Genomic DNA, 21,053 nt, shown 5'->3' with positions numbered 1-21,053 from the left:
TTCTCACCGCCTTAAATGTCGGCCAGCGCTTCTTCAATGTCCCCGGTCAGGCTCACGGTGCCGCCGCTGGTATACCCCGCCGGCACTGCATAGCTGGTACCGGAAAGGCCGTCGATGCTGCCGGAGATGGCGCCGTTGTTCTTCATGCTGCCGGTGAGCTTGGTCCCACCCACATAGGCGGTCTTGCCGCTGAGAATGTCCGCCGCCGCGGCGGTGGCGTCGGTGGTGGTGATGTACTGGGCCGGAATGGCCGCCACCGTCACCTTGGTCAGCACCTTACCGGAGGTGGGGCTCACCGTCTGGGACGACTTGGTGGGGGTCACGCTCTTGGTTTCGGGAACGATGCTCACCCCGCCGGTGCCGTCGTGGTAGCCTTCGGCGATGGTCATGGCGGTGGTGCCGGCATCCAGCACCTTGCTCACGCTGCCGTTGTTGGGCATGGTGCCGGTCACTTTGGCGCCGCCTGCATAGGCGGTCTCCCCCAGCAGAATCTCCGCCGCCGCAGCGGTGGCGCCGGTGGTGTCCACGTAGGCGGCGGGGATAGCGTTCACCGTCACCTTGCTCAGCACCTTGCCCGACGTGGGGGTGATGGGCTGGGCGGACTTGGTGGGGGTGACGGTCTTTTCCTCGGTGACGATCTTCACGGTACCGCTGCCGCTGTGGTAGCCCTTGGGCACCGTATAGCTGGTACTGGCCGCGTCCAGGGTTTTGGACACGGTGCCGTTGTTGGGCATGCTGCCCGGCACCACCGACCCGTCCGCCGTCACGATGATCTTGCCTGTGAGCACGTCCGCCTCCCCTGCGGTCACCGAGGACACATCCTGGTACTGGGAGGGGATGGCCCCCACCGTCACGTCGGACAGGCCGTAGTAGCCCTCGTCCGGAGTGATCTGCTGGGGTTTCTTGGTGGGGGTGGCCTGCTTGCTCTGCAGGTTGTAATTGCCGCCGCCCGCCACACCGGACACCGTGCCGGTGCCGTCGTGGTAACCTTTGGGGATGGTGTAGGTCTCCCCTTCCTTCACCTGGGCCGTAACACCGCCCTGGTTGGTGATCCCGCCGTAGTCCTCGGCCAGCTCGTCCAGCTTTTCGGTGCCGGCGGAGATTTTCAGCTCCACCGCCTTGGTCCGCAGGGTGTCCCGGGCCGACTGGATTCGGGAAATTTCTGTCTGAATACTCAAAAGCGATCCTCCTCAGATGGTTCCCAGAAGCACTTCAATATTGCCTACCGTGGCGGCCACGGCGGCGGAAGTGACGGGAAGGGTGTTGTCCTGTTCCACCTGGTCGGCGGTATCCACCGACAGGGTGTTGGTGCTCTGGTCCAGCTTCAGGCCGTGGCCGATCTTGTAGGCGGTGCCGCCTGCGGCGTAGTGTTCCACCTGCATGTCGGCGGCCAGTTCCCCGGTTTGTCCCAGGGTGCAGTGAATCTCCCGCACGTCGGAGATGTCCCCCGCCAGCTTATAACAGGTCATGGTTCACGACCTCCAGCACCCGGAACACCCCCACCATCGGGGTGGCCACCAGATTCTTGTCCGCGTCATACACCCGCACATCGAATTTGTACTCGCCGGGGTTCAGCGCCTGCGTCTTTTCGTGGGGGATTTTCACCACGCCGTCCACCGCTTCCAGGCTGAACAGCAGGTCCTTGTACCGCCCCACCGAAAAGACGACCTTTTCCTGGTCCGGCACAAAGGGCTGTCCGTTTTCGGTCAGGTTCAGCTTCAGCTGTACGGTGTCCCCCTGCCTGATTTCAATGGTCTGCATCCGCTCACCTGCCCTTTATTGCCGGGAAAGAATCTCGGCGCACTCCTCTTCACTGAGCACACCCTTCTCTACGGCCTGCCGGACCTGGGTTTCCTTCCACAGGCCCATGGCGTACCATTTCTTGATCTTTTCGAACATATCACACCTCCAGCAGCGTATCGGTCATCATGGCGGTGTAGGTAGCCTGGGCATCCACCCGGTCCAGTTGGGTGGGGTGGGCCATGGCCGCCAGCTCACCTGCGGTGTATTGGTGATAAAACTGGCAGGCCTCGGTGATCTCCGCAGCCGGCACCAGCCGGCGCAGGCCCTCGGGTCTGTCCTCGGTGACGGTGCCGTCCATGACTTCCAGGTATTCCTCGGTGTGACCGGTGACGATCTCGCCGTCATACAGCCGCCCCGCACTCAGGTCGGGATCGGTGAGTTCCTCCCGGGTGATCTCATCGTAAATCTTCATGCCTTACCCTCCAAAGTTCACGCCGTATACAGCAATGGGAATATGCCAGTTGTTCTGTGTTTCCACATTGCCGGAACCGCCGTAGGTGACCATACAATCACTGAAGGTGATTTTGGTGGTGGACGTATAATATCGTCTGCTTTTCAGGTCATACGAAGCACCGATCTGACCGTTGGCCCAGATATTGGCCGAGGTATCAATGGCGTCCTGTCCCACCCGGATCCACAGTGAAGTACCGGCGCGCTGCAGAATCAGCACCGCATCATAGTTGGACAGGTCCATCTGCACCACCTGTCCGGCAAAGTTTCCGTTGGGGTTCGGGTTTTCCCACACCTTGGTAAACTGGGCCCCGGTTCCGGGAAACGAAAGTCCCATATCACACACCGCCTTTCCTGGCCATAAAGTAAAGTTCTGCATCCACCGTCGGCTTTTGGTCCACCGTCAGGGTCAGGGTCCCGTCGCCGAAGGTTTTGTTTCCGGTTTTGCCCAGGGACGCGGCCATGCCCAGCAGCAAGGTATAGGCCTGGGCTCCCAGGGTATCATCCACCCCGAACCCGCTGCACAGGGTGCTGCGGGCACTCACCGGCGGTCCGCCGTTAAGCGGCGTCACCGTGGCTTTCTGGGTGAAGGGACCGCCGCCGGACCACTTATCCAGGGAAAACAGCGCCTTGTACAGGGATGCCCCGCTCTCCACCCAGGCGTTGGCGTCCGGGCTCCACACAAACACCGTATCGCTGGCCCCCACCACCGCCCACTGGCCTGCCCGGCCGGTGGGGTGGGCGGATTTCAGGCCCGCGGCATCGGCGTACCATCCCAGGGCGCCGTCGGCCATCTGGGCCCGCTCACACCAGTATCGGGCGTTGTCGGTGTCCTCCCCCGCCCGGGCACCGGTGCCGCCCTGGGTCCAGCTCTCGGCCAGTTCGGCGCTTTGGGCCGCCGCGGCCACGCTGGCATCCAGCTGGGGCAGCTTGCGAAAAGCCGCGTCCAGTTCCTCCCCGGTCAGAGGACTGTCGTAATAGGTCAGGTTGTCAGCCATCCGCCTTGTCTCCCTCCTGTTCCAGTTCCCGCTGCTTGTCCTCCACCGCGTGCAGGATGTTCAGCAGCACCAGCCGCACCACCACCGGGTGCAGGTGGCTTTGGTTCACGGCGTCCACCAGCTGCTGTTCCAGTCGGGTCACCGCTTTTCCGGTTTCCATTTGTGCCCCTCCTTACTGCCCGCCGATGTGGCTCATAGCGTCCTTCTCCAGCGTCTCGATGGCCGCCAGGGTCTCGGCTGCCGTGGCCACATAGTTTTTCTTCATGTTCTGGCGCACAAACTCGCCCTGGTCGTTCACCTCGCTGTAGGTCACCACCAGGCGCTTGCCTTCCCCGGTGGCCACACTGGAAATTGCTGTAATCGCAATCATTCACTTTCCTCCCTTTCCGTTTGCAGAATCGGCCCGAAGACCTCATCCAGGACCTCCTCGTTCAGGAAATCTCCCGGTTTGCAGCGCACATCCGGGTATGGTTCGGCATGCGCTTCCGCGTACACCCCCTCATACCCGCGCTGGACGCTGCTTACCATCCAGTCGAAGGGCATTCCCGGGGTGCCGTGGACCACCGCGCCCCAGGGTGTCTTTTCCACCCAGAGGGTCCCTGCCGCCGTGGGCGTCACATACCAGCGCCGCTCCACGGTGGGGCTGGTGACTTCCTCATATACCGGGGCGGCCTCAATACAGCACACGCCGTTTTCGTCCAGCACGCCGGAACCGGCGTCAAAGAAGAGGGGTTCCGGGGATTCCATGGCCGCCATGCCGCGGCTGCCCCAGGTTTCGGTCTGCACCACCCGTTCCTTGGCGTCCCAGGCCAGCAGGGTGCGCACCGAGCACACCCCGCCCACATTCAGGCGGTTGGGCACGCTCACCGCGTTATCCACCTGTTCCATCTCCAGGCACTGGTATGTGCCGCTGGCTTCGTGGCGCCAGCCGAACATCTGGTATCTTGTGTCCGAGGTGACCCACAGCCGGTCTTCGGTGGCCCGGATCTGGCCGTGGGCGGTGGCGCCGTCCACATCCTGGCCGCCCCGCCAGGTAATGCCGTCCGGTTCCAGATGCACATAGACGGTGTCGTCCTTGCCCACCTGGAACACACCGCTGTCCAGATCCAGCCGGGTATACCCGGAGTTGGACAGCACCACGCCGGTGCGCAGGTTGGCGCCGTTGATGGCGGTGCGCCCCGGGGTGCTCAGGTCGGCGAACTCCACCATGCCGCTGAAGGTAATCTGGGCGCTGGTCAGGGTGGTCTGCCCCGCTTTCAGGGTCAGGGTGCTGGCCTTTTCTCCCGCCTGGGCGCTGAGGGTCAGTCCTTCCAGGTTCTGTTCGATGAGGGTCTGGGCATCCTGCCCGTCCAGCTTGCCGGACAGGGTGATCTTCATTCCGTCGATGTCGGTTTTGATTTCCAGCATCCGGCCGGACACATCCCGCCAGCTCTGCCGGTTCACGGCGGCGGTGGAATCCCGCCGGGCATTACCGGTAGATTCCAGCTCCATAATCTGGCCGGTGACGGTACGCTTCATCACCAGGGTGTGGTGCACCCGGCCGTAAGGGTCGAGAACATCCAGCCGCATTCCGGGGCGCAGGTCTTCGGAAAAAGGCAGGGTCACTTGCAACGGGGTGTAGGATTCCGCCCCCATCTGTTCGTACAGAGTCCGGGCCACCGTCCGCAGAGCGTCGGGGCTGTCGGCAGTCAGCAGCAGATTTTCCTCCAGCACCAGGGCGTTGTCCCCCTTGGCGTCGGCGGGCCACAGCACCCCCACATCCTCCTCGCTCTGCCGGATCTGCACCTTGTCCAGGGGTGCGGTGTCGTACTCCTCGTATTGCAGGGTTCCCTGCAGGTAGTAGCGGGTGGCGTTGCCCATCCGCCAGATGGTCCCGGCCCTGGTGCGCAGCACGCTGCCCGCCAGGCGCAGGGCGGTGCGGGCGACGGTTTCGCCCGGGGCCACGATGACCGATTTCCCGGAAGGCTCCTCGTACCAGGCCAGTTCCAGGGTGCCGTCGGCGGTGATGCGGGCGAACCGTCCCGCCGCCTGGGCGGCCCATTGCAGCAGCTGCCGCCCGGTCAGGTCGGATGCGCTGAATGCCCGGATCCTGTATCCGCCGTTGGGCAGGTCGTCCAGGGTGCCTGCTTTCAGCGCCACCCCGCATTGGTCGCACAGCTTGCGGAGAAATTCGGTCAGCGCCAGGGGAAACATGCCCTGGTTGTCCCGCAGCCAGGCGGACAGATCCTTGTCAAAAAGGTTCATCCGGTCGTAGGCCGTGACCTTGTAGACGTTGGCGCTGGACTTGGTGGGCTTTTCCGCCAGGAAGATGCCCGCCTTGGTCTCGGTTCCTGCGTCGGTGTCCAGGCGGTAGAGGGTCAGTGTCTCCCCCTGGGTGATGCGCAACCCGTTTTCCGGCGCCCACAGCTCCAGCTCGGCGCAGGCCGCGCAGGCCGCTCCGGGGCAAAGGTCGGTGCTGTCGCTCACCTGCTCGGTGAGGGTCACGCTGCGGATGGCGTTGCCGGTGCCCGGCCCGCTGGTCAGGACGGTGCCGTTCCCCAGCACCAGTTTGTGTTTCAGCATGGGCACCTCCTCAACACTGGATGATGTTGAACTGGAAGTTCCGCCACTGTCCGGTGCGCTGGTTCTTCCACAGGGCGCTGCACTGGCTCATGTAGGCGGTGCAGGTCTCGGTGGCGTTGCTCTGCCCCAGCACAGGATGGGTAAAGGAAAACTGGGCCTTGCCCGCAAACAGATTTCGCAGATAGGCCAGTTCCTCGTCGGAGAGATGGGCGTAGGAGAAGCTCCAGGTGCCCACCTTTTCCCGCACCATGATGCGGTGCATGACGCCGCTCTCGTCCCGGCCGGAATCGCTGGCATCCAGGTCGGCAAAGCTGAATTCCGGCTCCGCATCGGGGGCCAGCATGGGCACGCCGTCCACCTGGTAAAAATTCACCTTCTGTCTCATACAAAGCCACCTCCCGTGATAATGGCCTGCTTGAGCCGGTACCGTTCCACCGCCCGGCCGATGACCTCATCCCCCACCCGGATGCCGTACACGGCTTCCAGAATCTGGCGCAAGGTGGCCACCACCTGCTGCAAAGCGGCCAGTTCGCCGTCGGACATATCCTGCATGACGGCGGCCACCGCCTGCTGGATGGTGGCCAGGGGGGCTTCCACGTTGGTGCCGCTGCGCTGGTCGCCCAGCACGGCCAGGAATTCCCGGTTGGGCGGGATGACCGCGCCCCGGGCCAGGGCAGGCACCCGCAGGGTTCCCGCATCGGGCAGGGAGGGCAGGGCGTTGTAGGGCAGGGCCCGGCTTTCCGCCTCCGCCTTGCCCACCTTGTAGGTGCCGGCGGAGGCCCGGTCTTTCAGGCTGTCCAGGGCGGACAAAGCCCCCTTGACCGCGTCCACAATGCCGGAGGCAAAGCCGCTGACCAGCTCCTTGATGCCGTTGACGGCGTTGCTGACGGTGGTGGTGATGCGCTCCCACACCCGGGCGGCGGTGTCGGCCATATCGTTCCAGGCATCGCTCCACCGGCCGCAGAGCACATCGGACAGGAAATCCGCCAACCCCCGCAGGGCGGTGAGCAGGGTGCTGATAAGCCCGGCCACCACGCCCACAGCGGTGGTCACGGCGCCGCTGACCAGCAGACAGATCTGGGACACAGCAGGGCCGAAGGCGGTGACCAGCCATTGCAGCAGCGGGGCAATGGCCTGGTTCCACAGATTCAGCAACAGCTGTCCCACCGAGCCCAGCAGCATCATCAGGTCGGAAAACAGGGGCACCAGGGATTCCTGCCACAGGGTGTTGAGCTGGCCCACCAGGCCCTGCAGCAGGGGCAGGACGGTGCCGGTCCACAAAGCGTCCAGCACGGCGCACAGGTTGTCCGCCGCGGCAATGATGCCGTCATAGATGGGCTGGCCGTACACCTGCCAGGCGTTGTAGATGGCCTGCATCATAGTGGACCAGATGGCCAGGGCGTTTTCCAGGGCGGGGCGTACCACCCCGTCCATGGCCTGCTGCACCACCCCGGCCAGCCAGACGAAGGTGTTGCCCAGGGCGGTGATGGTGGCGGCTCCCAGCTGGCCCACCACCGACCACAATGCCAGGGAAAAGCTGTTCACAATGCCGGGCACGAACTGGGTGAGCAGATAGTTGCCCAGGGGCGCCAGGGTGTTCTGCCACAGGTCGAGGGCGGCGGTTTTCACCGGCTCCCACACCGCCAGAGCGGCCTCTTTCATCCGGTTCCAGGCAGCGCCCCAGGCCAGGATGGCCGGGGCATAATACTGCCGCACATAAGCCCAGAAGGCATCCAGCGCCCCCTTCAGCCGGGACAGTAGACTCTGCACCGGGGTTTCGGCCTCGGCCGCCGCCTTTTCCGCCGTCTTTTTGGAGGAGGAACCGGAGGACTTTTTGCCCGAAGAGCCGGAAGAGCTCTTGGAGGCGGTTTCGCTCACCGCCCCCATGCGGATGATCTCGTCGAACCCAGCCAGGCTGTGCACCGCCTTGGCGGTGGTTTTGGCGGCGGCCGCGGCGGCCTGTTCCACCTGGTCCAGACCGGCGGCGGTCTTGGCCACACCGCTGCGGCTGCCCAGGGCCCCGGTCAGGGTGTCCAGCTCGGCCAGGGCCGGGTTCAGGGTGTCGGTCAGCGGGGCGGCCGCATGGACAAAGGCCGCCCGCAGGTTCTGGGTGGAGGCCGCCGTGCGCCTGGCGCCCGCTTCGGCGGTGCGCAGGGCGGTGTCCAGGCTTTGCAGGCTGTCCCGCAGACGGCCCGCCCGGGTGCCCAGGGCGGCGGCTTCCTCCTCAAATGCAATGGTTTTTGCCAAAATCGTTCCCCTTTCTCACTTGGCCAGCAGGGCCAGCAGGCGGTCGTGTTCCTCCTGCTCGGCCTTGCTGCGTGCGGGGCGCAGATCCACCTCGCTGCGGTGGGCGCGGTAGTAGCTCATCTCCCAGGCTTCCAGCTTTTTGCCCCGGCGCAGCTTGTCCCGGATGGCCACCACCGTGGCCAGGGGCCCGTCGCCGATGGCCGAAAACCAGGCCAGAAAGCTCCACCAGTGCAGGAAAGGCAGGGCCCGCACCTCGCACCCCGCGGCCCGGTTCACCCCGGCCACGATCATGGGGGCGTCCTGCTGCCAGTCCAGCAGCCGGGGCCCGGGGGCAGCGTCGGGTTCCCGGCCCCCGGCCAGGAAATCCGCCAGGGCCCGGGCTGCCGCCGGGTGATCGGTGAGGGGCATGGCTGCAAAATCCCGGTAGAACAGGGCCATGGCGATGTACCACCGTTCCTCGGGCAGCAGATCCTCCCCTTCCGCCCCTTCCAGCCAGCCGATGATGTCCAGCATATCCCGGAAATCGGCGTTCACCTCGTAGGCTTTTCCTCCCACCGTCAGACGGGTGGGCAGGTCCCAGCCGGTCATTCGCCCGCCGCGCGGGCGGCGCGGGCGGCCTCGGCTTCGGCCACGGCTTCGGCGGCGGTGGCCTGCACCGTCCGCTGGGCCCCCGCCTGCAGGATGGGCGCCAGGGCTTCCAGCAGGTTTTCCACCACACGGCGGCCGTTGGTGCCCACACCGGCCAGGTTCACCCCTTCCAGCAGGGTGTCAAAGTCGTTGGGGGCGCCGAACACCCGGTTCAGCACCGCCTTGATCCGCCGGTCGTACTCGGCCAGCAGTTCCAGCGAAGCGGACCCGTCCTCCCCCTGGGGCAAAGCGGCGCCGCGCCGGGTCAGTTCCTCGTCCAGAGCGGCCAGTTCCTCCCGGGCCGCAAAAAAACGGTGGTAGATGTTGGGGTCGCCGGGGTTGAAGCGCAGCACGCCCCGTCCGTTGACCTCGAATTCTTCCACGCCGGTATCCACCAGCAGCTTGTGCATCAGAATTCACGCTCCTTTGTCATTTCCCGCCCACCCGCCCGGCAGGCTCAGCCCGCCGGGGTAAAGGTCTTGGTGTTCACGTCGAAGGTGCCGGCGGTCTTGACGCCGGTGTAGTGGACGTTGAAGGGGATCTGGTAGCCGGTGGTGTCGCCGCCGTAGCTGACGATCTCCACGTACACTTCCTCCTTCACGGCGGGGAAAGCGCCGTCGCCCTCATCGCCCCACAGCTTGACCTCCACCATGTCGGTCTTGAGCTGGTCCAGCACCAGGTCACCGTCGATGATGGCCTGCAGCTTTTCAAACAGCGGGTCGTCCTTCTCGGCGTAGTAGGGCGAAACCTCGCCCTGTTTCTGGTAGCTGTCGATGACCACCGAGGTCTGGCCCAGAATGTTGGTCTTTTTTTCCACATTGGCGCTTAGTTCGGGGGAATACTCCTCCAGGTCGGCGCCCAGACGGCAGTATTCGCTGTCCGAATCCGAAAAGGCCGCGTTCAGGTAATGGGCCATGTATTTGCGTTCGATCTTCAAAAAGGTTCTCTCCTTTCAGTACTGCAGGGTGTATTCGGCTTTCAGCTGCACGGCGTAGACGGCGGTGCTCTCGTCGGTGACCCGTTCCAGCTTGGCGTCGGCGGCGGTCAGCCGTTCCCGGGCGGTGTCGGCGTTGCCGAACACCGGGGCCAGACCGGCGGCACTCTGTTCCAGCACCCAGCGCTGGAAGGCCAGCAGGGTGGCCGCATTGGGCTGGGTGCTCTGCCCGTCATAAGGCAGCACCAGCCGCAGGGTGAAGGAGGCCCGGCAGCGCAGGCGCACCTCCCCCAGCAGGTTCACCCGACGTTCGGTCACCTGGACCCCTGCGAGGAACAGCCCCGCCGTGCCCGGCACCGCCGGGGCGTCGTCCACCCAGAGGGTCCCGACCCCCGCCAGGGCGGGGGCGGTGCGCAGCCAGTCGCACAGGGTCTGCAGTTGGGTTTCGTCCATGGGCGGTTCCTCCTTAGTTGGTCAGGCTGTGGGCGCCGCTGCCCGAGCGGGTCCACCAGCCCCCGGCTTCCAGATGGCACAGCCGCCCGCCCAGAATTTTGGGGGCGGTGTACTGCACGCAGCACAGCCCTTCCACCGCGGCGGGCACAAAGGCGGACCAACCGGCCCAGGCCAGGTCGGGGCCCACGCCTTCCAGCACCCGGTCCCCGGGTTCCAGGGTGTAGTCCCGGTCCGGCTGCCCCGCCGCGGCGGGGATCACCAGCAGAAAGGCCTGGGCCAGCTGGCGGCCGGTTTCGGTGCGGTTGAGTTTGACCCGCCGGTCCAGAAACACCCCGTCCAGCACGGTGCGCACCACCTGCCGGGTGGTTTCGTCCGGGTGGTAGAGGGTTACCGTCTGGGTGCACAGGGCGTAGCGAAGGGCCTCACCCATGGCGCACCCCCCGCTTCATGAGCAGAAAGTCCGCGGCCACCTGGCGGAAGTAGGATTCCCGCAGATAGAGGGTGGTGGCGGAGAGTTCCGCCGGGGCGGTGTAGGTTTCGCTCACCGAGCCCACGCTGGCCGACGCCAGACCCCGGCGCTTGTCCTCGCCGTCGAACTCGTACATGGCGTCGGCGATGGCGCACAGGGCGTTGTCCTCGGCGTCGGGGATGCCGGGGCGGGCACTCACCCGGAAGACCTGGTGGAAGTAGGCCAGCTTGGCGGCGGCGCGTTTAGCATAGCGGGGGAAGTCGTCTTCCGGAATGTCCTCCCCCAGGTAGGCATCGGTGTAAAAGGTGTAGTCCGGCAAGGCGATGCCCCCTCTCAGGCCTGGAACTTGGCCAGCACCACCTTGGCTTCGTTGGACAGCACCGCCACATAGAACTCGTCGGCGGTGATTTCGGTGGTGCGGATCTTGGGTTTGCGCTCGGCCTCCACATTGACCTCCCGCTTGCGGTAGATGGTCAGGGCCGGGATTTCGTCCTCGGTTTCGGGGTCGCTTTCCAGGCGGACGATGGGGCAGGAGTAGTTGGCCTCCTCATCCACCAGCGGCACCTTCTTGGAGGGCACCACCCGGCAGCCGGCCACCATGCCGATTTCGCCGGAGACCATGACCCCGGCCTGGTACTTGTCGGCGGAGAGGAAGTCGGGGTCCTTGCGCAGCCGGGTAACCTGCTTGGGGTGGACAAAGATGACCTTGTCGCTGCCCTGCTCCTCCTCGAACAGGTCCAGGGCGTCCACGATGCCCGCATAGCTGATGGCGGCGGCGCTGCCGTCAAAGGTCAGGCTGGCGCCCTGCAGAGCGTCCATGCAGTCGTTGTCGATCTTGGCGGCGATGGACAGGGCCAGCTGGGTGTTGGCTTCGCCCACCGGGTTGCCGTAGCCGGACAGCACCGCCTCGTCGGTGAGGCTGATGCCCTTCATGGCCTTCTTGACGGTGGCCTTGCGGGTGGAGGTGGTCATCTTCTCGATGGCCACCTCGGCGCCTTCGGCCACGTCGTCGGCGTCACCGATGTAGCCGTAGGCCGGCACGGTGATGGTATCGCCCGGGACCCCCACCAGGGTGTCGTCCACCTTGGCAAAGGGTGCCACGCGCAGTTTTTTCGGGATGCGGGCGCTCACCATATCGCCCATGACTTCGGGGTCAATGAGGTCCGCCAGTTTGGTGGTCATATCCGCCATGTATTCGTTCTCCTTTCACAATCGGGTGTAACTCAGCCGCGGCGCAGCTGTTCGTAGGTTGCGGGATCGCTGTGCTTGAGGGCCAGCCGTTCCCGATAGCTCATGCGGTCCAGCGCTTCCCTTCCGGGGAGCATGGCCGCCGTGCCGGTTCCCGCCGCGTAGGGGGCGGGTGCCGTCACCTTAGGGTCATTGGTTTCCATCCGGTTTCACCTCCCTTTCGCCGGGCATATACCGCGCACGCACCGCCGCCAGGTCGGCTTCGGTTTCGTGCGGAAGGCCAAAATACCACGCCAGGGCCAGTTCGGGGCGCAGAAGTCCCCCGTCCACCATGTCCAGGTACTCGTTCCAGGTGCGGGTGCGGTCGTACAGCACCCCGTCGCCCCAGTCCAGGGTCAGGGCCGTGGCGGGGTCAAAGGGTTCGCCGCCGCACAGGCCGTAGGCCCGGCCCAGAGCATCGCAGAGGGTCAGGGCCTCCCGCAGGGCGTTCTCCCACATGGCCTGGAAGTCCCGGATGGTCAGGTCGTAGTCCCCGGTGCTGGCCGTCACCTCGGTGGCGGTGCGCTCGGTGGCTTCCACCTCGCTGAGCAGCCCTCGTTTCAGACCGATGAGGCTCTCGCAACCCCGCAGGATGTCCTGCTTGCGGGCCAGGTAGCTCTGTTCCCGCAAAGCGGGGCTGTACACCGTCACTCCCAGGTTGGCGGGGTCGTCGGGCAGGCCCACAAAGAGGTCGTCCCGCAGATTGCGGCGGCCGGCGCCGTCCTCCTGCAGCAGGTCCTCCGAGGCAAACACCCGGGAAGCCCCGTTCTCGAACTCCCGGCGCAGCTGGTGTTCGGTGCGCCCCAGGCTGTGGATGAGCCCCACCGCCGGGGCAAAGACCGCCACCGCCTCGGGGCCGCCGTCCACGCAGTTGAGCAGCGGGGTGCGCAGGGTGGCCAGTCCCACCCCGGGCACGCCGGGCAGCAGTAGGGTGGGGCGCAGGGCCTCGGTCTCGGGCAGGGCACAGAGGGGGGCTTCGTGGCCCAGGGCCTCCCCCGCCAGCTCAAAGAGCCGGGTCTCGATGCACAGCCCGTCGGCGGCGGCGCTGCGCCGCTCCAGCAGAGCGTACCGCCGGCCGCCCCGGGCCAGCAGTTCCATGGTGCCCACCGCCTGCAGCCGGCCGTGGGCGTCCCGGGCCAGGGGGGCAAAGCAGTCCCGGCGCACCGGCACAAAGTCGAACCCCTGGCCCCGCAGCACCGGTTTCAGCAGACATTCCCCGCCCACCAGGGCGTTCTGCAAAGCCCGGCGCCGCACGGCGTTCAGGGCCTGCAGGTTCTGGTCCATCCAGCCGCCGGGGGTCAGCCGGGTTTCGTACTCCGCAAAGACGGCCCGGCAGAGCTTGTCCACAATCAGCACCGGCAGCCGGCCGGCGGGGTCCTCGCCGGGAACGGGACGGCCGAAATACAGGTCGAACCATTCCCGGATGGCCGCATGCATGGCCGGTCCGGTGACATCCGCCCGGCCAAAGGCCTGTTCCAGAAAACTTTTCAATCCATCCTCCTTGTTGTGGCTTTCAGCTGCCCCGCCGCCGCCAGACGGTTTCCACCGCATACCGCACCGCGTCGATGTGGTGGTTGTTCACATCGGGGTAGCCGGGCAGCACCTCGCCGGTGCGGGGGTCCCGGGCGTACTCGTAGGCCGAAAACTCGGCGGCGGTGTGGGGGCAGCGGGTGGGGTCGATGACGATGGCCGCCAGACTTTGCAGCCATTTCATGCTCTGTTCCACACTGCCGGGGCCTTTGCGGGCTGCCCGGCAGGGCAGACCGTAGGCCCGGTAGTCGGCGCAGCTTTTGGGTTCGGCGGAATCGGCGGTGAGCCAGCCGCCCTCGTCCCCGCCCACGCCCCGGTCCAGCAGCAGCTTGGCGGTGTCCCGGTTGGGGGTGCGGTGACGGGTGAGCTCATCAAAGATGTACAGCACCCGCCGGGCCGGGTCGTAGGCCACGGCGTTGTAGGCCCAGGGGTCTGGGTACCAGCCCCAGTCCACCCCGTGGTACAGCCGGTCGAATCCGGCAATCTGCTCTTCCGGGATTTCTTCCAGCCGCAGGTTGTCGAACACGGCCGCCCCGCTGCCCACCACCTCGCCCAGATACTCGTGGCGGTAGGCCACCGGGTTGGTCTGTTTCAGGTGTTCGGCATCCGCCAGGAACCGGGGTCCCAGCCAGTGAGGCGGCAGGTCCTTGTAGGTGGCGTGGAGCACCCGGCGTCCCGGGCGCTGTTCCAGCACATACTGGTTGACCCAGCTGCGGCCCATGGCGGGCGGGTTGAAGCTCTTGATGGCCAGGGTGAAGTCCCCGCCTCGGAAGACGCTCTGCTCCACGCTGCGCACCTCCTCGGGACCGTCGAACTGGTCCAGCTCCTCGAACCAGGCCAGACCGATGTACCCGAAGGGGGCCCGCACGCTCTTGAGCTTGCCCGCGTCGTCCAGCCCGAAGAAGAGAATCTTCTGCCCGGTGGGCAGGTAGGTGCACTCCATGGGGCTGACGGTACACCGGAACCGCCGTCCCAGTCCCAGGGCCGCGATGGCCCAGCAGATCTGGGTGTAGACGCTGCTGCGCATGGTGCCGCCCACCTTGCGCAGCACCACGGCGTGGCAGTCAGGGTGGCGCAGCAGCTGCAGGATCAGTTCCAGCGAGGCATAACTGGACTTGCCGCTGCCGCGTCCGCCTTTCAGCACCAGTTCCTGCACCTCGCCCCGGCGCACCGCACAGTGCACGCCCCAGAACACCGGCGCAATCACATCTTTCAGTCGTACACGGATGTGTTGTTCCTCCTTTCCCGTTTGGGGGTCAGTCCCCGTCCAGAATCACCACCCCCTCGTCGCTGCCGGCACCCTCGCCCATGCCCAGGTAGCGATAAATCATCTCCAGCGCCCGCAGCTTGTCCGCCGCCTTCACCGGCAGGTCGCCGCTGCGCAGATCGGCAAAGGCGATGAGCGCCAGTTCCCCCAGCACCTGCTCGGGCGTGATCTCGTCCTGCATCGTCCATCCCCCTTTCCGCACCACAAGACTACCACGCCCCGCCCCGAAACTTCAACAAAACGTTACCGTATTCTGTAAGAACAGATTCCGAAAAAACCCCGAAATCCTCTGAAAATCCGCCTTCCACCGGGTATTTTTCCTTTCGGATTTCTCACAGGTCCGGGGTTCCCCGCTTCAGCCGCGCCTTCTTTGCGGTTTCCGTTCCGGTTTCCTGTACTTCCACTGCAAGCAAACGCACCCCCTCGGTCTGCAATTGCTCCACCCGCCGGGGTACCACGCCCATCTCGTCGGCAGCCTCGGCCACCGTCTGCCCCTGCAAAAACCGGCGGCAGAGTACCTCCCGCTGGCGTTCGTCCTCCAGCCGGCTGATGGCCTTGACCACCCGGCGACGCAGCAGCACGCACCGGGCCCCCTGTACTTCCATCTCCTGCCGGGCCTGGGCCAGGTCCCGGGCCAGCCAGTCCGGCATGGGGGCATCCTCCCGCCCGTCCCGGGCGCGGCAGAGTTCCCACCCCTGGGCCCGCAGGGCGTCCAGCTCGGTGCACAGCATCCGCAGACGGCTCTGCTCCCGGCGATACTGCTCCAGCCACTTGATCTTTTCCCGATTGTTCATAGCTCCTCCTTGTATTGTCCGGTTCGTTGTTACTGTTTTCTGTAAAAGAAGTATATTCCAACAACCATAGGTTGTCAAGTGGCAATTTACCAAAATTTGCAGCGGTTTCTTGTTCACCCACAAAAAATCCCCGGCGCCAAAGGCGTCGGGGATTGGGAATCTTCAGCAAAGGGGGGCCAGCAGGCGCAGGGCGGCGGAAAGCAGGGTGCCGAACCAGCTGGTGCGGCATTCGCTCAGGTCTACCAGATGGCTTTTCTCCTCAATGTCCAGCATGTCGGCCCGCAAATCTTCCAGGGCTTTGCAGCCGTACAGCACCACACTGCACTCAAAATGCAGGTACAGGCTGCGGTAGTCCAGGTTGATGGACCCCACGGCCCCCATGCGGCCGTCGCACAGCCAGTTCTTGGCGTGCAGGAAGCCGGGTGTGTAGGTGAACACCTTGACCCCGGCCCGGATAAGCACCGGAAAGTAGCTGCGGGTGAGCTGGTAGATGCTCTTCTTGTCCGGGATAGCGGGGGTGTACACCCGCACATCCACCCCGCGCTTGGCGGCCAGGCACAGGGCGGTGAGCATGTCGTTGTCCAGGATCAGGTAGGGGGTGGTGATGAACAGTTCCCGCTGGGCCTGGTTGATCATCTCCAGATACACGTTCTTGGCCACACATTCGTCGTCCACCGGTGTGTCGCAGAAGGGCTGCACCAACCCGGTATGCTGCACGCCTTTGGGCGGTTCCGGCCGGGGCACCGCCCGTTCGTCGCTCTGGGGACGGTTGGCGGTCCAGAATTCCAGAAACATGGTGGCAAAACTCCAGGCCGCCGGGCCGCACAGCCGCACCCCGGCGTCCCGCCAATGGCCGAAACGGCGGATGCGGTTGATGTACTCGTCCGCCAGGTTGATGCCGCCGGTGAAGGCCACCTTGCCGTCCACCACCAGAATCTTGCGGTGGTCCCGGTTGTTCATGACCAGGTTGAGCATGGGCACAAAGGGGTTGAAGGGCAGTGCCCGGATGCCCTCGGCTTCCAGCTTGCGCCAGTATCCCACCGGCAGGCGGGTCACACTGCCGGCGTCGTCGTAAATCACCCGCACGTCCACCCCCTGGGCAGCCTTGCGTTTGAGCACGTCGTGCACGGCGTCCCACATCTTGCCCTGGGCAATGATGAAGAACTCCACAAATATGTACTGTTCGGCGCTTTCCATGGCGGCCAGCATATCGGGGAAGATGGCCTCGCCGGAAGGATAGTAGGTCACGTCGGTGTCCCCGTACAGGGGAAACCCGCCTTGGGTGCGCAGATAGTCGGCGGTGCGGGCCGCCCGGGGATCCACCGCCTCCAGGGCCTCATAGGGGCCGGGGGCATCGGTGCGCAAAGGACGGATGCGCTCGCCGGCCTTTTCCAGCTTGCGGCGCAGGCGGTAGGCGGGGCGGTGATCGCCCCACATCAGGTACAAGAGCCCGCCCTGCACCGGCATGAGCATGAACAGCGCCATCCAGCTGATTTTGAATTCCGGCACGGTGGAATCCCGCCGGATTAGGGCGGCGCACATGATGATGCTGATAATCAGGCACAGGATGTTGATCCAGCTGGCGTAGGCGGTGAGCTCGTTGAAGAGCACAAACATCCAGATGGCCTGCAGCAACAGCAGCAGCATGGTGACCACCAGACGGCTGAAGACAAATTGCAGCAGATTCTTGATTTTTTTTCTGACTTCCTCCATAGGATTCCTTTCCGTGGGACGGTGCCCACAGGCCCGAAGTGCGGTATCCATACCGTATCACGGCGTTGCCGAAAATGCAACCGCCAATACAAAAAGCCGCCCGCGGGCGGCTGCAAAAGAGTCTTATTGTTCGCCCCGGCGCATGGCTTCCTCGTACTCGGTGCACACCTCGTCCACCGGGCCGTCGCCCCGCTTGACACCGTGGTCCAGCCAGATAGCCCGGCTGCACAGCTTGCGCACCTGCTCCGAACTGTGGCTGACGAAGAGCAGGGTGGTGCCGTTGGCCAGCATACGATTCAGGCGGTCCAGGCACTTCAGCTGGAACATGAAGTCGCCCACGGCCAGCACCTCGTCCACCACCAGCAGGTCGGCGGTGACTTCGGTGGCGATGGCAAAGCCCAGGCGGGTCACCATGCCGGAGGAGAAGTTTTTCACCGGCACGTCGATGAAGTCCCGCAGCTCGGAGAACTCCACAATGTTTTCAAAATGCTGGTCCATGTATTCCCGGTCGTGGCCCAGCACCGCGCCGTTGAGGTAGATGTTTTCCCGGGCGGTCAGGTCCATGTCGAAACCGGCGCCCAGCTCGATCATGGGGGCGATGCTGCCGCTGACGGTGCATCCGCCCTGGGAGGGGTACATGACGCCGGCCACCACCTTGAGCATGGTGCTCTTGCCGGAGCCGTTGCGGCCGATAAGGGCCACAGCCTCGCCCTTGCGCACCTGGAAGGACACATCCTTCAGGGCGTAGAACTCGTTGAAGGTCAGCTTGCCCTGCAGGCGCTTGACCAGGGTTTCTTTCAGGGTCTCGGTCTTTTCGGTGGCCAGGTTGAACCGCATGGAAACATGGTTCACGTCCACGATAACCGGTTGTTCGTTCACGCTCATGTCGGCCTCCTTACACATACAGGATGAAGTTGCGCTGCAGCTTGCGGAACACCCACAGGCCAAGGCAGAGCATGACCAGGCTGGAGAAGATGCAGGCGATCCAGGTATTGGGGCCCGGGATGTTGCCGTGCATGACCAGGTTGCGGAAGAAGTTGATATAGTGGTACATGGGGTTGAACTTCATCAGCGTCTGGGCAAAATCGGGCAGCTGTTCAATGGGGTAGAAGATGGGGGTGGCATACATCCAGCCCAGGGTGATGACGCTGAACAGGTGCTGGATATCCCGGAAATAGACGGTCAGGGCCGCCAGGGTCAGGGCGATGCCGCAGCAGAAGAGCAGCAGGAACAGCAGCGGAATCCAGAACAGCAGGATGGTCCAGTAGATGGGCGAGCGGGTGAGCAGCATGACCAGCACGACGGCGGCCAGGCTGAAGCTCATGGTCACAAAGCTGGACACCACCCGGCTCAGGGGGAAGATATACTTGGGGATGTAGACCTTCTTGATCAGCGGCGCGTTGTAGATGATGGAGGTCAGACCCATGTTGGCGCTTTCGTTGAAGAAGGTGAACAGGGTGTTGCCGCAGATCAGGTACAGGGGGTAGTTGGGGATGTCGGTGCGGAACATGTAGGAAAAGATGATGGTCTGCACAATCATCATCAGCAAGGGGTTGAGCACGCTCCACACATAGCCCAGAAAGCTGCGGCGGTACTTGACCTTCAGGTCACGGCCCACCAGTTCCCGTACCAGGGGCATATACTGCACAAAGTGAGTCATCATCACCTTGTACTGGCTGTTTTTCGGCTGTTTGGCTGCGTTGTCCACGCTATCACTCCTTTGTGTTTCGGCGGTTTTCACTGGGCGCCGCCCTTGTGCATGGCGGCAATTTCCGCCTCAAAGGCGTCGAAATCCCGGATATATTCGCTCTCGTCATAGTGCTCGCTGGCCAGGCACAGCAGCACCGCGTCGGGGCTGAAATCATACATTTCCTTCCATGCCATGGTGGGAATGTACACCCCGGTGCGGGGGCGGTTCAGGCAAAAGACCGCCTCGTTGCCCAGGCCGTCCATCACCTTGACCTTGCTCTGCCCCGCCACATTGATGAGCACAAACTGGCTTTTGCGGTTGGCGTGCTGGCCGCGCACCATGTCGGTATCCGACCCGTAGATGTAGAACACCCGCTGGATGGCAAAGGGAACGTCCCGTTCCCCTTCCACCACCACCAGATTGCCCCGCTCGTCCCCGTGCTCGGCAAACTCGATGAAATACGCGCTGTCATTTTTATTCATAATATTACTCCTCGTAATCAACGAAAGGCATTGATGGCGTCGATCACGTAGCTTTGCTCCTCCTCGGTCATGCCGTTGTACATGGGCAGGCTGAGCACCTCGGCGGCGTAGCGTTCCGCCACCGGGAAATCCCCCGCCTTGTGGCCCAGATAGGCGTAAGCCTGGCTCAGATGGGGCGGGATGGGATAGTGGATGATGGTACCGATGCCCTTCTCCTTCAGGTAGTCGGCCATACGGTCCCGGCATCCGGGCAGATGCACCACATACTGGTGCCAGCTGCTGTCCGCCCCGGGGCGAATTTTGGGCTTTTGCAGGCAGGGATTGGTCAGTTCGGCGTCGTAGCGGTCGGCCAGACGGCAGCGCTCGGCGTTGAACTCTTCCAGATGGGTCAGCTTGACCCGCAGTAGCCCGGCCTGAATCTCATCCAGGCGGCTGTTGGCGCCCACCACCTCGTTCTGGTAGCGCACACGGCTGCCATAGTTGCGGAACACCCGGCAGCGGTCGGCCAGGTCGGGGTCGTTGGTGGTCAGGCATCCGGCGTCGCCGAAGGCCCCGCACCCCTTGGTGGGGTAAAAGCTGAAGCACCCCGCGTCCCCGAAACTGCCCACCACCTGGCCGTGCCAGTGGTTGCCGTGGCTCTGGGCGCAGTCCTCCACCACCTTCAGGTCATACTTGCGGGCGATGGCGCCGATGGCGTCCATATCGCAGCTCTGGCCGTACAGATGCACCGCCAGGATGGCCTTGGTGCGGGGGGTGACGGCGGCCTCGATGCGGGCCGCGTCGATGTTGTCGTATTCGTCCGGTTCCACAAAGACCGGGGTGGCGCCGTTGATGGTGATGCCCATGACGCAGGCGATGTAGGCATTGGCCGAGACGATGACCTCGTCCCCGGGGCCGATGCCCAGCAGCCGGAAGGCGATCCACAGCGAATCCAGACCGCTGGCCAGGCCCACACAGTACTTGGTGCCCACCATGGCGGCCCATTCCTTCTCAAAGGCTTCCACTTCTTTGCCCAGAATATACCAGCCGCCCCGCAGCACTTCCAGTGCTTTGGCCTCGTATTCCGGCGCGTGCAGATCATACTGCCGCTTCAGATCATTTGCCAGGATGCGCAATCGCGCACCTCCTTCCCCGGTTGCCCGTCAAAAAACATGACTTCTGTTTATTATAGCATATTCCGCCCCAAATTCAAAGCGGTTCCTGCTCTCCGGCAGCAAAGGTTTTGCCCATGGCCCGGTACATTTCGCAGGCTTTGCGCAAAAACGCCTCGGTCACGCAGAAGTATTCCGCCGCTTCGGCGGGGGTATCCCCCGCCCGCAGCCGGGCGGCCAGCTCCCGGTAAGGCAGGTATTTCAGCACCGCGGCCTTGTCGGCCCGGTGTTCGGCCTGGGCCTTGAGCTGGTAAGGGCTGTAGGCCGTGTAAAATGCGCCGGAGGCAAAATGGCCGTCCTCATGGATCAGGGCGGTGCGCAGTTCGGCCTGGGTGTCAAAGCGGCGGGTGTCCACCCCCACCAGACGCCCGTCGGCCAGGGCCAGGCAGCGGTTGGCCCGCAGCGAGCAATCCAGCACACAGATATCCTCCCGTTCCAGTTCGGCCACGGTGCTTTCCAGGTCGTATGACATGGCGTTCCTTTCTCCGGGACAAAGGGTCAGCGCCGCCCCCGGTTGATCTCCGCCCGCAGGCGGATCAGGGTGGCGATGTCGGCCTTGTCGTCCTCGGTCAAATATCGCTTGCAGTTCTCATAGGCCGCAATGGGTTCGTCCAAAAGCGCGGGGTCGTCCCCCGGGGCGGGCAAGGTGGGGTCGG

Annotated in this window: 30 protein-coding genes; all 30 read right to left on the bottom strand. The window is 64.4% G+C overall.

The features are described from left to right. Nucleotides 1-11 precede the first annotated feature (11 nt). The 30 genes from H6B15_RS12125 to H6B15_RS11980 all read right to left on the bottom strand — a co-directional run bounded on the left by H6B15_RS12125 (nucleotide 12) and on the right by H6B15_RS11980 (nucleotide 20,869). A complete protein-coding gene (locus tag H6B15_RS12125) occupies nucleotides 12-1,178 on the bottom strand; it encodes a hypothetical protein (protein ID WP_204648285.1) in 1,167 nt (388 codons plus the stop codon). Nucleotides 1,179-1,190: 12 nt separating this feature from the next. Continuing rightward, the gene (locus H6B15_RS12120) at nucleotides 1,191-1,469 is read right to left on the bottom strand and encodes a hypothetical protein (protein WP_204648260.1); all 279 of its coding nucleotides are present in this window, start codon (nucleotides 1,467-1,469) and stop codon (nucleotides 1,191-1,193) included. Beyond that, entirely contained in the window at nucleotides 1,456-1,761 is a 306-nt protein-coding gene (locus H6B15_RS12115) for a hypothetical protein (protein WP_204648259.1), read from the bottom strand. The genes H6B15_RS12120 and H6B15_RS12115 overlap by 14 nt, the downstream gene beginning before the upstream one ends. A 15-nt stretch (nucleotides 1,762-1,776) precedes the next feature. Continuing rightward, nucleotides 1,777-1,899, bottom strand: coding sequence for an XkdX family protein (locus H6B15_RS12110; RefSeq protein WP_204648258.1), 123 nt, complete (start codon nucleotides 1,897-1,899; stop codon nucleotides 1,777-1,779). A 1-nt stretch (nucleotide 1,900) separates the two neighbouring features. Then, nucleotides 1,901-2,215 (bottom strand): hypothetical protein, encoded by a 315-nt coding sequence (locus tag H6B15_RS12105; protein WP_204648257.1) that lies wholly within the window; start codon nucleotides 2,213-2,215, stop codon nucleotides 1,901-1,903. Between the two features lie 3 nt (nucleotides 2,216-2,218). Then, nucleotides 2,219-2,590: a hypothetical protein gene (locus H6B15_RS12100; protein WP_204648256.1), complete on the bottom strand. Its 372-nt coding sequence runs from the start codon at nucleotides 2,588-2,590 to the stop codon at nucleotides 2,219-2,221. A gap of 1 nt (nucleotide 2,591) precedes the next feature. Beyond that, the gene (locus H6B15_RS12095; protein ID WP_204648255.1) at nucleotides 2,592-3,251 is read right to left on the bottom strand and encodes a hypothetical protein; all 660 of its coding nucleotides are present in this window, start codon (nucleotides 3,249-3,251) and stop codon (nucleotides 2,592-2,594) included. Further along, the gene (locus tag H6B15_RS12090; protein WP_204648254.1) at nucleotides 3,244-3,411 is read right to left on the bottom strand and encodes a hypothetical protein; all 168 of its coding nucleotides are present in this window, start codon (nucleotides 3,409-3,411) and stop codon (nucleotides 3,244-3,246) included. Before H6B15_RS12090 ends, H6B15_RS12095 begins: the two co-directional genes overlap by 8 nt. 12 nt (nucleotides 3,412-3,423) lie before the next feature. After that, entirely contained in the window at nucleotides 3,424-3,621 is a 198-nt protein-coding gene (locus H6B15_RS12085) for a hypothetical protein (RefSeq protein ID WP_204648253.1), read from the bottom strand. Further along, nucleotides 3,618-5,813 (bottom strand): hypothetical protein, encoded by a 2,196-nt coding sequence (locus H6B15_RS12080; RefSeq protein WP_204648252.1) that lies wholly within the window; start codon nucleotides 5,811-5,813, stop codon nucleotides 3,618-3,620. Before H6B15_RS12080 ends, H6B15_RS12085 begins: the two co-directional genes overlap by 4 nt. Nucleotides 5,814-5,823: 10 nt before the next feature. Then, nucleotides 5,824-6,198, bottom strand: coding sequence for a hypothetical protein (locus H6B15_RS12075; RefSeq protein WP_204648251.1), 375 nt, complete (start codon nucleotides 6,196-6,198; stop codon nucleotides 5,824-5,826). Continuing rightward, entirely contained in the window at nucleotides 6,195-8,060 is a 1,866-nt protein-coding gene (locus tag H6B15_RS12070) for a phage tail protein (protein ID WP_204648250.1), read from the bottom strand. The genes H6B15_RS12075 and H6B15_RS12070 overlap by 4 nt, the downstream gene beginning before the upstream one ends. A 15-nt stretch (nucleotides 8,061-8,075) precedes the next feature. Then, nucleotides 8,076-8,648: a Gp15 family bacteriophage protein gene (locus H6B15_RS12065; RefSeq protein WP_204648249.1), complete on the bottom strand. Its 573-nt coding sequence runs from the start codon at nucleotides 8,646-8,648 to the stop codon at nucleotides 8,076-8,078. Next, entirely contained in the window at nucleotides 8,645-9,097 is a 453-nt protein-coding gene (locus H6B15_RS12060; RefSeq protein ID WP_204648248.1) for a hypothetical protein, read from the bottom strand. The genes H6B15_RS12065 and H6B15_RS12060 overlap by 4 nt, the downstream gene beginning before the upstream one ends. A 47-nt stretch (nucleotides 9,098-9,144) precedes the next feature. Then, on the bottom strand, nucleotides 9,145-9,624 hold the full coding sequence (locus H6B15_RS12055; protein WP_204648247.1) for a hypothetical protein: 480 nt from the start codon (nucleotides 9,622-9,624) through the stop codon (nucleotides 9,145-9,147). A gap of 15 nt (nucleotides 9,625-9,639) precedes the next feature. Then, nucleotides 9,640-10,074, bottom strand: a complete 435-nt coding sequence (locus H6B15_RS12050) for a hypothetical protein (RefSeq protein WP_204648246.1) — start codon at nucleotides 10,072-10,074, stop codon at nucleotides 9,640-9,642. Between the two features lie 13 nt (nucleotides 10,075-10,087). Beyond that, nucleotides 10,088-10,504, bottom strand: coding sequence for a hypothetical protein (locus H6B15_RS12045; RefSeq protein WP_204648245.1), 417 nt, complete (start codon nucleotides 10,502-10,504; stop codon nucleotides 10,088-10,090). After that, a complete protein-coding gene (locus H6B15_RS12040; RefSeq protein WP_204648244.1) occupies nucleotides 10,497-10,862 on the bottom strand; it encodes a hypothetical protein in 366 nt (121 codons plus the stop codon). The genes H6B15_RS12045 and H6B15_RS12040 overlap by 8 nt, the downstream gene beginning before the upstream one ends. 14 nt (nucleotides 10,863-10,876) lie before the next feature. Continuing rightward, nucleotides 10,877-11,734, bottom strand: a complete 858-nt coding sequence (locus tag H6B15_RS12035) for a N4-gp56 family major capsid protein (RefSeq protein ID WP_204648243.1) — start codon at nucleotides 11,732-11,734, stop codon at nucleotides 10,877-10,879. A 32-nt stretch (nucleotides 11,735-11,766) separates the two neighbouring features. After that, complete coding sequence (locus tag H6B15_RS12030; RefSeq protein WP_204648242.1) at nucleotides 11,767-11,934, bottom strand: hypothetical protein; 168 nt, start codon at nucleotides 11,932-11,934, stop codon at nucleotides 11,767-11,769. Next, nucleotides 11,921-13,261 (bottom strand): hypothetical protein, encoded by a 1,341-nt coding sequence (locus tag H6B15_RS12025; RefSeq protein ID WP_204648241.1) that lies wholly within the window; start codon nucleotides 13,259-13,261, stop codon nucleotides 11,921-11,923. Before H6B15_RS12025 ends, H6B15_RS12030 begins: the two co-directional genes overlap by 14 nt. A gap of 22 nt (nucleotides 13,262-13,283) precedes the next feature. After that, nucleotides 13,284-14,507, bottom strand: a complete 1,224-nt coding sequence (locus tag H6B15_RS12020) for a PBSX family phage terminase large subunit (RefSeq protein WP_345941987.1) — start codon at nucleotides 14,505-14,507, stop codon at nucleotides 13,284-13,286. 49 nt (nucleotides 14,508-14,556) lie between these two features. Next, nucleotides 14,557-14,748, bottom strand: coding sequence for a hypothetical protein (locus H6B15_RS12015; protein ID WP_204648240.1), 192 nt, complete (start codon nucleotides 14,746-14,748; stop codon nucleotides 14,557-14,559). 151 nt (nucleotides 14,749-14,899) lie between these two features. Further along, on the bottom strand, nucleotides 14,900-15,361 hold the full coding sequence (locus tag H6B15_RS12010) for a sigma factor-like helix-turn-helix DNA-binding protein (RefSeq protein WP_204648239.1): 462 nt from the start codon (nucleotides 15,359-15,361) through the stop codon (nucleotides 14,900-14,902). A gap of 162 nt (nucleotides 15,362-15,523) precedes the next feature. After that, entirely contained in the window at nucleotides 15,524-17,074 is a 1,551-nt protein-coding gene (gene cls, locus H6B15_RS12005; protein ID WP_207751532.1) for a cardiolipin synthase, read from the bottom strand. A 123-nt stretch (nucleotides 17,075-17,197) separates the two neighbouring features. Further along, nucleotides 17,198-17,959: an ABC transporter ATP-binding protein gene (locus tag H6B15_RS12000; protein ID WP_204648238.1), complete on the bottom strand. Its 762-nt coding sequence runs from the start codon at nucleotides 17,957-17,959 to the stop codon at nucleotides 17,198-17,200. Nucleotides 17,960-17,969: 10 nt separating this feature from the next. After that, a complete protein-coding gene (locus tag H6B15_RS11995) occupies nucleotides 17,970-18,815 on the bottom strand; it encodes an ABC transporter permease (protein WP_345941986.1) in 846 nt (281 codons plus the stop codon). Continuing rightward, entirely contained in the window at nucleotides 18,812-19,246 is a 435-nt protein-coding gene (locus H6B15_RS11990; RefSeq protein ID WP_204648237.1) for a sugar 3,4-ketoisomerase, read from the bottom strand. The genes H6B15_RS11995 and H6B15_RS11990 overlap by 4 nt, the downstream gene beginning before the upstream one ends. Before the next feature lie 17 nt (nucleotides 19,247-19,263). Then, on the bottom strand, nucleotides 19,264-20,361 hold the full coding sequence (locus H6B15_RS11985) for a DegT/DnrJ/EryC1/StrS family aminotransferase (RefSeq protein WP_204648236.1): 1,098 nt from the start codon (nucleotides 20,359-20,361) through the stop codon (nucleotides 19,264-19,266). Nucleotides 20,362-20,434: 73 nt separating this feature from the next. Continuing rightward, the gene (locus H6B15_RS11980) at nucleotides 20,435-20,869 is read right to left on the bottom strand and encodes a hypothetical protein (RefSeq protein WP_204648235.1); all 435 of its coding nucleotides are present in this window, start codon (nucleotides 20,867-20,869) and stop codon (nucleotides 20,435-20,437) included. Nucleotides 20,870-21,053: the final 184 nt, after the last annotated feature.

The sequence above is a fragment of the Gemmiger formicilis genome (assembly GCF_016900095.1).
Lineage (GTDB): Bacteria > Bacillota > Clostridia > Oscillospirales > Ruminococcaceae > Gemmiger > Gemmiger formicilis_A.
Note: the sequence above shows the minus strand (reverse complement) of the source record. Positions and strands in the feature narration are given on the sequence as shown.

What these genes read in the sequence shown, in the direction of transcription:
- H6B15_RS12065 (WP_204648249.1), bottom strand. Translation starts at nt 8,648, where the DNA reads ATGACCGGCTGGGACCTGCCCACCCGTCTGACGGTGGGAGGAAAAGCC.
- H6B15_RS12115 (WP_204648259.1), bottom strand. Translation starts at nt 1,761, where the DNA reads ATGCAGACCATTGAAATCAGGCAGGGGGACACCGTACAGCTGAAGCTG.
- H6B15_RS12060 (WP_204648248.1), bottom strand. Translation starts at nt 9,097, where the DNA reads ATGCACAAGCTGCTGGTGGATACCGGCGTGGAAGAATTCGAGGTCAAC.
- H6B15_RS12090 (WP_204648254.1), bottom strand. Translation starts at nt 3,411, where the DNA reads ATGGAAACCGGAAAAGCGGTGACCCGACTGGAACAGCAGCTGGTGGAC.
- H6B15_RS12095 (WP_204648255.1), bottom strand. Translation starts at nt 3,251, where the DNA reads ATGGCTGACAACCTGACCTATTACGACAGTCCTCTGACCGGGGAGGAA.
- H6B15_RS12030 (WP_204648242.1), bottom strand. Translation starts at nt 11,934, where the DNA reads ATGGAAACCAATGACCCTAAGGTGACGGCACCCGCCCCCTACGCGGCG.
- H6B15_RS12080 (WP_204648252.1), bottom strand. Translation starts at nt 5,813, where the DNA reads ATGCTGAAACACAAACTGGTGCTGGGGAACGGCACCGTCCTGACCAGC.
- H6B15_RS12105 (WP_204648257.1), bottom strand. Translation starts at nt 2,215, where the DNA reads ATGAAGATTTACGATGAGATCACCCGGGAGGAACTCACCGATCCCGAC.
- cls (WP_207751532.1), bottom strand. Translation starts at nt 17,074, where the DNA reads ATGGAGGAAGTCAGAAAAAAAATCAAGAATCTGCTGCAATTTGTCTTC.
- H6B15_RS12035 (WP_204648243.1), bottom strand. Translation starts at nt 11,734, where the DNA reads ATGGCGGATATGACCACCAAACTGGCGGACCTCATTGACCCCGAAGTC.
- H6B15_RS12100 (WP_204648256.1), bottom strand. Translation starts at nt 2,590, where the DNA reads ATGGGACTTTCGTTTCCCGGAACCGGGGCCCAGTTTACCAAGGTGTGG.
- H6B15_RS12045 (WP_204648245.1), bottom strand. Translation starts at nt 10,504, where the DNA reads ATGGGTGAGGCCCTTCGCTACGCCCTGTGCACCCAGACGGTAACCCTC.
- H6B15_RS12120 (WP_204648260.1), bottom strand. Translation starts at nt 1,469, where the DNA reads ATGACCTGTTATAAGCTGGCGGGGGACATCTCCGACGTGCGGGAGATT.
- H6B15_RS12085 (WP_204648253.1), bottom strand. Translation starts at nt 3,621, where the DNA reads ATGATTGCGATTACAGCAATTTCCAGTGTGGCCACCGGGGAAGGCAAG.
- H6B15_RS12110 (WP_204648258.1), bottom strand. Translation starts at nt 1,899, where the DNA reads ATGTTCGAAAAGATCAAGAAATGGTACGCCATGGGCCTGTGGAAGGAA.
- H6B15_RS11980 (WP_204648235.1), bottom strand. Translation starts at nt 20,869, where the DNA reads ATGTCATACGACCTGGAAAGCACCGTGGCCGAACTGGAACGGGAGGAT.
- H6B15_RS11990 (WP_204648237.1), bottom strand. Translation starts at nt 19,246, where the DNA reads ATGAATAAAAATGACAGCGCGTATTTCATCGAGTTTGCCGAGCACGGG.
- H6B15_RS12050 (WP_204648246.1), bottom strand. Translation starts at nt 10,074, where the DNA reads ATGGACGAAACCCAACTGCAGACCCTGTGCGACTGGCTGCGCACCGCC.
- H6B15_RS12075 (WP_204648251.1), bottom strand. Translation starts at nt 6,198, where the DNA reads ATGAGACAGAAGGTGAATTTTTACCAGGTGGACGGCGTGCCCATGCTG.
- H6B15_RS12000 (WP_204648238.1), bottom strand. Translation starts at nt 17,959, where the DNA reads ATGAGCGTGAACGAACAACCGGTTATCGTGGACGTGAACCATGTTTCC.
- H6B15_RS12015 (WP_204648240.1), bottom strand. Translation starts at nt 14,748, where the DNA reads ATGCAGGACGAGATCACGCCCGAGCAGGTGCTGGGGGAACTGGCGCTC.
- H6B15_RS12010 (WP_204648239.1), bottom strand. Translation starts at nt 15,361, where the DNA reads ATGAACAATCGGGAAAAGATCAAGTGGCTGGAGCAGTATCGCCGGGAG.